This window comes from Bacteroidota bacterium (assembly GCA_016706255.1).
Classification (GTDB): Bacteria; Bacteroidota; Bacteroidia; order Chitinophagales; family BACL12; genus UBA7236.
This window is the reverse complement of record JADJJZ010000003.1, coordinates 1-12305: the sequence shown is the minus strand read 5'-3', so window position 1 is coordinate 12305 and position 12305 is coordinate 1. Positions and strand designations below refer to the sequence as shown.

Annotated in this window: 9 protein-coding genes and 1 pseudogene; 6 read left to right on the top strand and 4 right to left on the bottom strand. The window is 37.1% G+C overall.

The features are described 5' to 3' along the window. Window positions 1-10: 10 nt before the first annotated feature. Window positions 11-1516 carry an AMP-binding protein gene (locus IPI65_01690; GenBank protein ID MBK7440269.1) on the top strand — a complete coding sequence of 502 codons (1506 nt, stop codon included), beginning with the start codon at window positions 11-13 and terminating at the stop codon, window positions 1514-1516. Here IPI65_01690 and IPI65_01685 read toward each other — a convergent pair. The 4 genes from IPI65_01685 to IPI65_01670 all read right to left on the bottom strand — a co-directional run bounded on the left by IPI65_01685 (window position 1513) and on the right by IPI65_01670 (window position 5517). After that, window positions 1513-2445 carry a hypothetical protein gene (locus IPI65_01685; protein ID MBK7440268.1) on the bottom strand — a complete coding sequence of 311 codons (933 nt, stop codon included), beginning with the start codon at window positions 2443-2445 and terminating at the stop codon, window positions 1513-1515. The two genes, IPI65_01690 and IPI65_01685, sit on opposite strands and share 4 nt — an antisense overlap. A gap of 24 nt (window positions 2446-2469) precedes the next feature. Further along, window positions 2470-3624, bottom strand: a complete 1155-nt coding sequence (locus IPI65_01680) for an energy transducer TonB (protein MBK7440267.1) — start codon at window positions 3622-3624, stop codon at window positions 2470-2472. Then, a complete protein-coding gene (locus tag IPI65_01675; protein MBK7440266.1) occupies window positions 3617-4078 on the bottom strand; it encodes an RNA polymerase sigma factor in 462 nt (153 codons plus the stop codon). The genes IPI65_01680 and IPI65_01675 overlap by 8 nt, the downstream gene beginning before the upstream one ends. 194 nt (window positions 4079-4272) lie before the next feature. Next, a complete protein-coding gene (locus tag IPI65_01670) occupies window positions 4273-5517 on the bottom strand; it encodes a citrate transporter (GenBank protein MBK7440265.1) in 1245 nt (414 codons plus the stop codon). Between the two features lie 167 nt (window positions 5518-5684). Between IPI65_01670 and IPI65_01665 the strand changes: the two genes are divergently transcribed. From IPI65_01665 to IPI65_01645, 5 genes and pseudogenes are all read left to right on the top strand, one after another. Next, window positions 5685-7070 carry an iron-sulfur cluster-binding protein gene (locus tag IPI65_01665; protein MBK7440264.1) on the top strand — a complete coding sequence of 462 codons (1386 nt, stop codon included), beginning with the start codon at window positions 5685-5687 and terminating at the stop codon, window positions 7068-7070. An 832-nt stretch (window positions 7071-7902) separates the two neighbouring features. Beyond that, entirely contained in the window at window positions 7903-9240 is a 1338-nt protein-coding gene (locus tag IPI65_01660; GenBank protein ID MBK7440263.1) for an OmpA family protein, read from the top strand. Between the two features lie 217 nt (window positions 9241-9457). Further along, window positions 9458-9772, top strand: coding sequence for a hypothetical protein (locus IPI65_01655; protein ID MBK7440262.1), 315 nt, complete (start codon window positions 9458-9460; stop codon window positions 9770-9772). A 241-nt stretch (window positions 9773-10013) separates the two neighbouring features. After that, a complete protein-coding gene (locus IPI65_01650; GenBank protein MBK7440261.1) occupies window positions 10014-10301 on the top strand; it encodes a hypothetical protein in 288 nt (95 codons plus the stop codon). A gap of 959 nt (window positions 10302-11260) precedes the next feature. Then, a pseudogene (locus tag IPI65_01645) lies at window positions 11261-12305 on the top strand (thiamine pyrophosphate-dependent dehydrogenase E1 component subunit alpha).

Below are 12305 nucleotides of genomic sequence, written 5' to 3'. Positions count from 1 at the left end.
AACGCAAGCTATGAATATCAGTACATTAATACAGGAACAAAGTATAATAAACGCAAATAATTGTTTTATTACAGACCAGGGTATTGATTTTACTTATGGTAATACTGAAAACCTGGTGCAACGTTGTACTTCCCTATTACAACAAAAGGGTATTAAAAAAGGTGACCGCGTTGTTACACAAATGCTGAACTCGATTGATTTCATACTCTTTTATAATGCAGTAATCCGATTAGGCGCAGTAATTGTTCCGGTTGGTTTTACACTAAAAGCAAGAGAGGTAAAAGAAATTATTGAGGATTGTAAACCCGTGTTTTTTATTCAACATAAATCGGTATTAGATAATCTTGCCGGAGAGGTATTATTTGAGGGACCATCATTGATAATTGAAGATAATGAATTAGTTGAAACAGGCTCATGGACTTTTATACCTGAAACTGCAACATCAAATAATATTGTTGAAGTACTTCCCGATGACCCGCTGGGAATTTTGTATTCGTCCGGAACTACCGGTTTAGCTAAAGGCGTTTTGTTATCGCATAATAATATCAGAACTAATATGGAGGCAGCAAAAACCTGTTATGAAATCAATTCAAACGACAGGACTGTATTGTTTTTGCCATTATCACATTGTTTTGGATTAAATGCCATTTTAAATTGTATTACCAGCGCCGGAGCATCCATGTTCATCATGCGAAAATTTTCATTACCGGCCTTAATTCAAATTTTAAAGGAAGATAATATCACTTTGTTTTTTGCAGTTCCTTTTATTTATAATTTATTATTAAAGGAATTAACTGAGGATACTGTTTTTGATAATACAACTTACTTTTTTTCCGCCGCATCCAAATTAGCATTAGAAACAGAAATCAGTTGGGAAAATCGTTTTAACAGACCAATTTACCAAGGTTATGGTTTAACTGAAACGTCGCCATTTGCCAGTTATGTGCCTAGAGGGAAATATTTTCCCGGAAGTATTGGAATACCTGTTGCCAATGTGCAAATTAAAATATGCGATGGTGAACATCGTATTGTTGAGCCAAATATTTTGGGCGAGATAGCAGTAAAAGGCCCGAATGTAATGTTAGGCTATTATAACAAACCCGAGTTAACAGCAAGTGTTTTACAGGATGGATGGTTTTATACCGGTGATGTTGGCATGTGCGATGAAAACGGATTATACTACATAGTTGACCGGATAAAAGATATGGTTATTGTTAAAGGCGAAAATGTATATCCGAGCGAGGTGGAAAATATTATTTTGGAATTACCCTATGTTGAAGAAGTTGCTGTTTATGGAATTCCCGATAGTTTAAGTGAAGAAAAAGTAAGAGCCAGAATAGTATTAAAGAAAAACGCATCAGCAACTGAATTAGATATATTAAATCATTGCAAAAAAAATCTTGCACCTTTTAAAGTTCCAAGTGTTTTTCATTTCGTGACAACATTGGCAAAAAGCCCATCCGGAAAAGTTTTAAAACGTTTGATGCGGGAAGAAGATATGGCCGGAAGAAATTAAAGAATCCCCTTTTCCTTTAACTGATTATGTAATTCTGCAGAAAATACTTGAGCTCCTGTTTCATTTAGATGCACTGTATCCTTAAAGTAACTGTCATCATAATTATCGGTATTAAAATAAATAAAACGTACATTCGGGAATTTAGTTTCTAAACTTTTGAAATAACTTAACAGCTCATCAAAATTGGCAACAGTTGATTTAGCACTCCAGTGATAAGGGCTAACCACAAAAACAAATTTTCGATTTGGATGTAATTGAATTAAACTTTGCAATACGCTATCTTTTTCAGGTATTAGTTCAAATTGTAATTTCTTTTCCAAACGCGTTTGAATTCTTTTTTGAATTGCACTGCCATCACCTTTTTTTGTATCTAGTACACTTCCTTTAACGTAAACCGCCTTGCCTATGCCAAATTTATTTTCAACTATCGGTTCCAGGTAAGTGGTATATGCACCGAAATAACGGGTTCCGGGTATATAATGGTAAGGCTTTAATCGGTTGTTTTCTTGTAAAAAAGTGGTAACTGCCGCATTTGAATTTACAAATGGTAAATACGTATTTAAATTAATATTGACTTTCGCATCATGCTGAAAAAAATCGTGATGCACATCAATTAAAATAGGCGTTGTTTTATTTTTTGCCAACTCAAATTGCAAAAGCAAGGCAGTTATATCAAAACTCTGGTTGGGGAATCCATAATTATAACAATGCGAATCTATGGCATCACAATAGTATCCTTTTTCTGCTCTGGAAGTCCCGAAAATGGGGATTTCATCCGGATAATTTTGTTCCGCTAAACGATAAATTTTGTTTGATTCTGCAACGGGATTTGTTTTTGTAAAGTATCGGGTAAATACAATATCAGCAGTAATACAAATTGTAATTACAAAAACGAGCAGACTTATTATGAGTTTTACTTTAGGGTGCATGGTGAACACACTAAAGGTAATAATTTATGGCGTTTTGGTAAAATAAATTGGCATATTTAATTGCACACCAACAGTTTTATTATTTTTCCTTGCAGGCTTCCATTTTGGCATGCCCTGAATAGCTTTTAAAACCGCAGCATCAACGGTGGCATTTATACTTGTTGTAATTACAGCACCATATACATTACCACTTGCATCCAGCGAAAAACTTACATATAAAGTACCATTAAATGTTTCAACTTTACTGAGATCAATTTTATTTGCTAAATATTTATTGAGTGCATCAAGTCCTCCCGGATACTCCGGTTTTTTATCTACAATAACAGATACAGAATCTGTAATTGCAACATCATAATCAGCAGTTGTTGCAGGTGTTACTTTTCCACTTGATTTTTTATCTTGTTTTGATTCAAATTTAACAGCTTCGGTATCAGTTAAAACTTCACCAATTACCACAGGACCGGTTGTATAAGAGTAGGATACACCATCTGATGCACCGGATAAAGTGGTTACCACTTCATCTTTTGCATCATCCAGTTCAGCCTTATCGGAAAATAAATCTTCTTGTTGACTGGTAGCAGTAGGAGCTTGAACTACTTCTTCATTAACACTTACTTTATTTAAAGCAATTTCATCATACCCTTCATTTTCAATAGTAATAGATTTAACCGGAATTTGTTGTGCTTGAACTTTAGTAATTTCATCAGCATTATTTTTTGATGTTGCCGGAGTGGTATTTTCAATTATTTGTGTATCGCCGGCACCCATTCCGTCATTAACTTCGGTACTATTAATTTTATTTTCGATATCCGGCTCCAGTGCAATATCTGCATCCTGGGTCGACTTATTTAAGCGGTTCATAATTAAAAAGGTAACACCAAAAAACACCAGAATCATAGCTGCTGCTGCATATTTTCTTATTGCTGCAGAAATAGTAAATGGTTTGCGTTCACCGGTTGCAGTGTCTACATTTTTATAAATGGTATTCAGGGTTTGTTCTATCTGAATAGTATCTGCACCGCGCAATCCTTCAATTGCATCGGCTAAAAATGCATCGCCGGCAATTAATTGTTCAACATGCAATTTTTCTGCATCCGACAAATTACCGTTTAAATAAGCAAGCATTAAATCTTTACTTATGTAACCACCTTTTTCGATATGTAATTTATGTTCAGACATTTCGTTTTTCCAGATAAATTTTCAGATTGCGTTTTCCGTTTTGGATATAACTTTTTACCTTGTTTAAATCGTAGCCGGTAATTTCTGCCACCTCTACATAACTTTTATCCTGAAGGTAAAAAAGTGATATACATTCCTGCTGCTCCGGATTCAGGGTTTTTATGCCTTCTTCCAATTGCTGCAACTGAATTTCTTTCAAATCTACATCATCAAGATGCCCAATTGCCACATTTTCCATAGATGCGGATTCATCATTTTCATCCACTTCCGTTTTTAACTCAACAATATCATGCCTTTTTTGCTTGCGCAAGTGCATCAGACACTGGTTTTTGGCTACCATATACAACCAGCTCTTAAAATGTTGCACATCGGTTTGCCTCAACTCATCCAATATTTTTTCAAACACAATCATGGTGGTATCCTGGGCTTCATCCATGTTTTTAAGGTATTTCATACAAACCCCTAATACCAGGTGGGCATATCGCTTAAAAATTTCACCTGCATACTTACTGTCGCCCGAGCGTTTATACTCGCTCAGCAACACCTCATCGCTGAGGTCGCTCAATTTTTTGGAACGGTTAAATAGTAGTTGCAGCACGATTGTTATAACGTTAAAATTAGGTAAAAACCCAATAGCTAATTACCGGATTATTTGTTAAAAGTCACGGAATCAATATACAGCGCGGTTTCCGGCGTGTCGGCAGTTTTATGTGGTGCATGCGGATGCCAGCCAAAAGTGAGCATCAAAATGGAAAATCCAACTATATAACCTACAATTACAAACCAGCCGCCTTTTAACCAGGCACCAACCGATTTTGCCTCCGGATACATATTCGTAATTGCCACACCGGCACTGGAGCCAAACCATAACATACTACCCCCAAATCCAACAGCATAGGCCAACACACCCCAATCGTAACCACCCTGATCAAGTGCCAGTTTGGTAAGTGGAATATTGTCGAAAACACTGGAAATAAAGCCCAAAACAAAGGTAGTCTGCCACGAAGCAGGGGGTAATGCATTTACGGGCATCATAGAGGCCATTAGCACGAGACTGAGCAGAAAAATGGTCCCGGGCACAGCTTTTTGGAGCTCTTCCCACTCAATTTGCGTTATTAGCGCCCCTATAATAATAGCTGCCCAAACCCCTGCAGCAGGAAAATCAAGCATAAAATTGGCAGCAATGGCTCCACCCAAAATAAACACACAAACCATAAGCTTGCGATAATCAATTTTTGGTGCCTGGTATCTGCCTTTCAGCATTGGGTGATAACGATGTTGCAAAATCGCCGCGAAAATCCCGAAAAACAATAGGGCTGGGATTGCTGCAGCATAAGCATGTATAACATTTATTGGGTTTACACCATCAATCCAAATCATGGTAGTAGTAGTGTCCCCCAATACTGAACCGGAGCCGCCTCCGTTACTGGCAGCAACAATTGCAGCGATATATCCAATATGCACTTTGCCCCGAAACACCACGTGGGCAACACTTCCGCCAATCATAGCCGCAGCAATATTGTCGAGAAATGAGGATAACAGAAATACAAAAATTAACAACACAAAAGGCCCTGTCCAGTTGTCGGGCAATACTTTCGGCAGCAACTTCGGAATATGGGTATCTTCAAAAAGTTTGGCCAATATGGCAAATCCGAGCAGTAAGCCCAGTAAATTAAGTAACACCTTCCATTCTTCTTCCAAGTGATGCACCAGGTTAAAATCTAAAAACCCCATTTTAAGAATCAAAACCGCTGCAAGTCCGCTCAATGCCACTTTTAATACATGATTGTGCATTAAAGCAATACCCAGCAAGGTTAAACCAAACAGGATAAATTCAACGGGGATGCCTGCGAAATCTATAGTATTATCGTTACCACCTGATGCAAAAACCATGGTCGGTAACACGAAACAACATAAAGCAGTAGTAATTCTTTTGAGCATAATCAGGATAATGGAAAATCAAAAATAGAACTATTTTGGGCATATCAAATATATGCTGTGGAAAGATATTGACGTATATCTATGTATATGTAGTATTTTTGTCCCGTTGCGAACAACACATGTCTAATTTACTACAAACATTTTTACAAAAAGCGGATACTAAAGCATTCGATAGTGAACACAAACGCAAGTTGTTGTTTAATATCGGAAAGTATAATGCTACCGTTATTAAAGGCAAAAAACAATATGCCGATTTAGAGTATGTTCGCAAAAAAGCCAAAAACATAAAGTGGAAAGTGATGGAAAATCTCGATAAGTATCTTATCGAATTTGAAACCAATTTCACTGCTAACGGTGGTAAAGTAATTTGGGCTAACGATGAAAAAGAAGCTCAGCAGGAAATACTGAAAATTCTACAAAAAAAAGGTGCCCGCATGGCTGTTAAAGCCAAAAGTATGGCAACCGAAGAAATTCACCTGAATGAGTTTTTAAAGGAACATAATATTGAAAGTGTTGAAACCGATTTAGGTGAATATATTCAGCAGTTAGATGGTGAAGCACCTTACCATATTGTTACGCCTGCCATGCATAAAAGTAAAGACGATGTGGCAAAATTGTTTCACGAAAAACTCGGTACCGATTTAAATTTAACTGCACAGGAATTAACACTTGTTGCAAGAAAAAATTTGCGTCAAAAATATGTGCAGGCAGATGTTGGTTTCAGCGGTGCGAATTTTATTTTACCGGATATCGGCGGCATTGCAGTTACCGAAAATGAAGGTAATGGCAGATTAAGCACCAGTTTTCCTAAAACACATATTGTATTGGTGGGTATCGAAAAAATGCTTACCGGTGTAAACGATTTAAATATTTTCTGGCCATTGTTATCTACGTTTGGAACGGGTCAGAAAGTAACTGTATATAATACCATTTTCACCGGACCAAAAAAAGAAATTGAAGCCGACGGACCGGAAGAAATGTATGTGATATTGTTAGACAATGGTCGCTCAAAATTATTGGCAGAAGAAAGACAACGTGAAGCATTGTATTGTATTCGTTGCGGCTCATGTTTAAATGCTTGTCCGGTGTATAAAAATATTGGCGGACATACCTACGGCACAACTTATTCAGGACCTATCGGGTCAATTATTTCTCCGCATTTTAAGGGAATGGATGAGTTCAAACATTTAAGTAATGCATCTAGTTTATGTGGTAATTGCACTGAGGTTTGTCCTATGAATATTGAGTTGCATAGTTTGTTGTTGTATAATAGAAATGAAGCGGTTGAAAAAGGATATAGCACGTTAACTGAACGAACAGTCTGGAAACTATGGCGACGTTCAATGATGAATAGAAAAACGATGGAGAAACCTTCACCATCGATAAAAAATATGGCGCTGAAAATGTTGTTTAAAAATTCATGGGGTAAGCGGAGGGAGATGTTTAAAATTGCGCCGAAGTCTTTCAATAAAATGTGGGCTGAAAAATTCCCACCAACGGAGTGATTGGTTGCTCGCTAAAATTTCAATTATTTATTTGGTAGTTACTTGGGTCCTATAGGGATGGTTCTCGCGATGATGTGTTTTTCGGGTGCCTGTGTTTCTGTAGGATGTGTTTTTCGGACAAGTGTGTTTCCGTAGGATGTGTTTCTGTATGATGTGTTTCTCGCGAAGGCCGCAAAGGGCAAAGGGCGCGAAGGGTTGGTGTGTTTTTTTTCGGGAAGATGTTTTTGTATGATGTGTTTTTTTTATAATGTGTTTCTTGGAAGGATGTGTTTCTGTATGATGTGGATTGTTTTTTTTTTTTTTTGTGGTTTTTTCCGGGGGGTTTTTTTCCCGTTTGTGTGTTTTTTTTTTCGCGAAGGCCGCAAAGGGCAAAGGGCGCGAAGGGTTGGTGTGGGTTTTTTCGGGGAGATGTTTTTGTATGATGTGTTTTTTTTATAATGTTTTTCTTGGAAGGATGTGTTTCTGTATGATGTGTTTCTCGCGAAGGACGCAAAGGGCAAAGGGCGCGAAGGGTTGGTGTGGTTTTTTTGTAGGATGTGTTTTTCGGATGAATGTTTTTTTGTAAGATGTGTTTCTTGGTAGGAGGTGATTCTCGCAAAGCTGCAAAGGGCAAAGGGCGCGAAGGGTGGATGTGATTTTTTTGTAGGGTGTGTTTTTTGGGATGATGTTTTTGTAGGATGTATTTTTATTGAATGATGTGGTTTGGTAGGATATGTTTCTCGCATATGTGGGGGAAGCAAAGCGCGCTAAGGGTGGGTGTAATTTTTTTTGATAGAATTGGGGGTAACAATAAATTTTTGGCTTTTAACGTTTGTTGGGGAAACTCACACCTATGCGTATATTAATTGCTACTTTGTTTGTGTTTAGTATACTTGAATTATCTGCGCAATCACAACCAATTACATTTTCTGTTTATTTTGAAAAGGGCAAGGCCGATTTAAATCCTGCTGATGCTTTAACCATTGATGATTTTTTGGCTTTGGCGAAGGATTCGAGTTATAATGCGGTGTTTTTAAAAGGATATGCCGATCCTGATGGTTCGGATGCTTCAAATATGTCGTTGTCGGAAGCGCGTGTGGGGAATGTGAGTGCTAAGTTTTATGGTAATCGTTATGCAGTGGAAACTAAATATTATGGTGAAACAAATGCGATAAATAAAAATAAAACGGAAGCTGAAAAAGCAATGAACAGAAGAGTGGATATTATTTTATGGACCGATTATAAATTGGCACAACGAAATAAAAAACCACAAGTTTTTGTTGTTAAACCCAATCGCGATATTGAATTTACTGCTGCCGAAGGAACAAGAATTAAAATCCCTGCAAATAGTCTGGTTTATGAAAATGGTAGTGTGCCAAATGGTGATGTAACAATTGCCATTACCGAATATTATTCGATGTTGGATATTATAAATCAAAAATTAACTACTACTTCAAACGGGCAGGTGTTGGAATCGGCGGGCATGATAAATATTGAAGCTTCGAGAAACGATAATGCCTTGCGATTAAAAGGCGGAACCTTAATGGAAGTGCAGTTTGCAGAGCGGGAAGAAAATGACGGGTTCGGTTTATTTTATGGTAATGAAAATGCAAGAACACAGGTGGTTAACTGGACGCCGGCGGCAAATCCTTCGGAAATTGATAAGGTATGGAATATTTCCGGTGCAAAATTATTTGTGAGCGATACAATTGAAAAATGGCGCAGCAAATTCGACTTTAATAAATTAGGTCAGCGCATTAAAGTAACCGAACGTTGGGTCGAAAATGAAGGCACTTCATACGATACATTAATTATGGATAAAACAATTAATGCAAATAAAATTATTTTGCAGGCCACGCGATTAGGTTGGATAAATTGTGATCAGTTTTATGAAGATAATAAACCTACCGTTGAATTATATGTTGATGCTGTTAAAGATTATAAAACGGAAATTGTTTTAATATTTACCGACCGAAAAGGAATGATATTACCTAGCGATAATGGTGACGGAAAATTAGTTTTTCATAATGTGCCTCAAGGAGAAAAAGCAATAATTACCGGCGTGGGCTCTGCCGAAGGGAAATTATATTTCGCAAAAGTCGATTTGATTACAGCAGCGACTGCCGTAAAACTCGATATGCAGGAAACCGCAATTAAAGATATTTCGGGGCAACTCGCCACATTAAATTAGTGGAATTGTTACACAATTTTCGAAAAAGTAAAAATTATGTCCCCAATCTCGCAAGCTGATTAATGCGCCGATAAGCAATGTTTGTAAGGGTTTTGTGCTTGGGTGCAGTTTTTGGCTCGTTTATATTATAAGATATAACAACGGAAACAGAATAAATGTGTATTTGAAAGATATCTGTTTATACTTGAATTTTGAATCATCAAAAAAACACATGATTATGTTGAGCATAGAAAATTTAAAAGCGATATTACCGGGAATAGTAACCAGAGTGGCTATTAATTATCCGATTGCATATATTAATTCGGTATCATTTATTGTAAAAAATACAATTGTTGCTGCCTGTTTCTGGAGCGAAAAACATGAAGAAGCAGCTAAACGTTTGGCATTGGCATTTCATCAGGATAATAACAGCAGTTGTTTTATTTTTCAAACGGGAACCGAAGCCGCAGATATTCAGCATGGCGAAATTGAAATTACCGCACCGATGAAAAAGGAAAAGATTTTATTGTGTCACTGCCTTATCAGCATTTAATTCGTTACCGAATGGCTTCCTGATTTTAATATTTTCTACAAACAAATTTTATCGGCCTGCGATAGGTATTGGTTTTTTGTCGCATGTTTTGACTGTCTGAAAGCGTTGATTTTACTGACTTCCTGACAGTTTCCTGATTTATTTTTCCGTATTCGGCAAACTTCTGTTGCTGATAGCGCAACATTTTTGTATTTGATTTTGCGTGGTAAGGTGTGCATTTTTGACCTTGTAAACAGCACACATGTTCAACCGGAAAAATATTGACCACATAATTGCAAAATTAGTAACGCATATTGCGCTAACGCTTCCGGTGGCTTATATCCAGTCAATTGTATTTTTTAATGGTAAAACAAAAATTGCCGATTGTTCGTGGGAGCATTTTCAGCAAAATGGTTATTTACAATTTTATGGCCCCGATGAAACGGGAATTGAATTTGCAAAAATGAAACCCACCGTTGTAGTTTATGCAATTGATATGGATGGCAGCAAACGCGAATTTACTACGCCATTGGGAAATATATTTATGTAACAGTTTTTTTTCATGCCTGACAGATAAAGGGGTAAACGAGAGGAGCGTTTCCCCTTTTTTAATTGCTAATTTCTATAAATAAAATAAAAATAAAATATTTTGGAGCATCAACATCCCCCACGCCAATTACAATCGTTGCCCGCTCTTCATTGCAACAAGCAGCTAATTTTAAATAAACCTCATAACCGGCTGTTTCATTGGTACATCGGTACATCATCAAATTGGTACATTAGCTTGTTTTCATTTCGATCGGGGCTAGAAATTACTATATCGTTTCTATCACAACTAAATTTGATAATCCTTATCGTTTTGAGTTATTATTTATACTTAAATATTTTAATGGAGTATTGTTTTTTTTACCACAAAGAACGCTGAGAAAATACACACAAAGGGCACAGAGGAATTATTCGTTAAATTAAATGTTACGATTAAAATTTAATTTGTAAAATATAATTAAAGTTTAACTCGTAATTCTCCGCGACCTTTGTGCGCTGTTTCTCCGAGGGCTCTGTGGTTACCCTTTGCAAATTATAAATCAACGCTTCGAATTAAATTTTCACTCAAAATCGGCTGTTCCATTGGTACATTGGTACATCGGTACATTGGTACATTTTTATCTCAGTAAAGTAAATCAATTGATTAAAAATTAAATCTAAGGTCATTTTTTTTTAATAGTTACGACTCAGTAACATCTAGTCCGGATCGAAACGGAAACAAACAAGCTAATGTGCTAATGGGTGAATGTACCGATGTACCAATGAAACAGCCGATTTTGAGTAAAAATGGGATTTTTAGGTTTGTTGGAGTGGAGAGCCGGTAGGGATTGCGTTGGTGTGGGGGATGTTGCTACTCCAAATATTTTTCTGACCTGTTTTAAGACTAATGAAGGGTATCATGGTGCGACGAATTCGTTGTAACTTTGCGGCATGGACACGGATTTACAACATTTTAGCCGCGTAATGCAATACGATAGAAGTAGCCTGAGTAATGAACAATTGCTTGATTTATACAAGCGGATTTTGAAGCCGCGCATGATAGAGGAAAAAATGCTCAATTTGCTGCGTCAGGGCAAGGTGAGTAAGTGGTTCAGCGGTATTGGTCAGGAGGCGATTGCCTGCGCTGTGCCTTATGTGCTGAAGCTGATGAATATATTTTGCCGATGCACCGCAATTTGGGCGTGTTTACCGTCGCGGCATTCCGTTTGGGAAATTGTTTAATCAGTGGCAGGGCAAAAAAGTGGTTTCAGCAAGGGCCGTGAACGCAGTTTTCACTTCGGCACAAACGAATATCACATTGTTGGTATGATTTCGCATTTAGGTCCGCAATTGGCAGTTGCCGACGGTATTGCGCTTGCTGCAAAATTGAAAAAGGAAAATAAAGTAACCGTTGTTTTTCAGGCGAAGGTGGAACAAGTGAAGGCGATTTTCATGAGTCACTTAACGTTGCTGCCGTTTGGGGATTACCGGTAATTTTTATTGTTGAAAATAATGGATATGGACTGAGCACGCCCACAAGCGAACAATTTTTATGTGAGCGTATTGCCGACAAAGGTATTGGTTATGGCATGCGTGCATTAACGGTGGATGGCAATAATTTGCTGGAAATGGTTCGTGTATTAAATGAATGCAGAAATTATTGTATCACCGAAAATAAACCGGTATTGCTGGAATGTATGACGTTCAGAATGCGCGGACATGAGGAAGCAAGTGGTGTAAAATATGTTCCGAAAGAATTATTTGATTTGTGGGGCAAAAAAGATCCTGTTGTAAATTATGAAATGTATTTACGCGAAGCAGGTATATTAAATGATGAATTAAATAATTTATTCAGAGAAGAAATTAAACATGAAATAGAATACGGTTTGGAAATTGGTTTTAATGAACCGGATATTATTCCCGAAACCAATGAAGAAATTAATGATGTATATGCACCACATCAACAAAACGTAATTGCTGCAACAGGAAATACTTCTTCTAAAAAATTTATTAATGCAATTAGTGATGC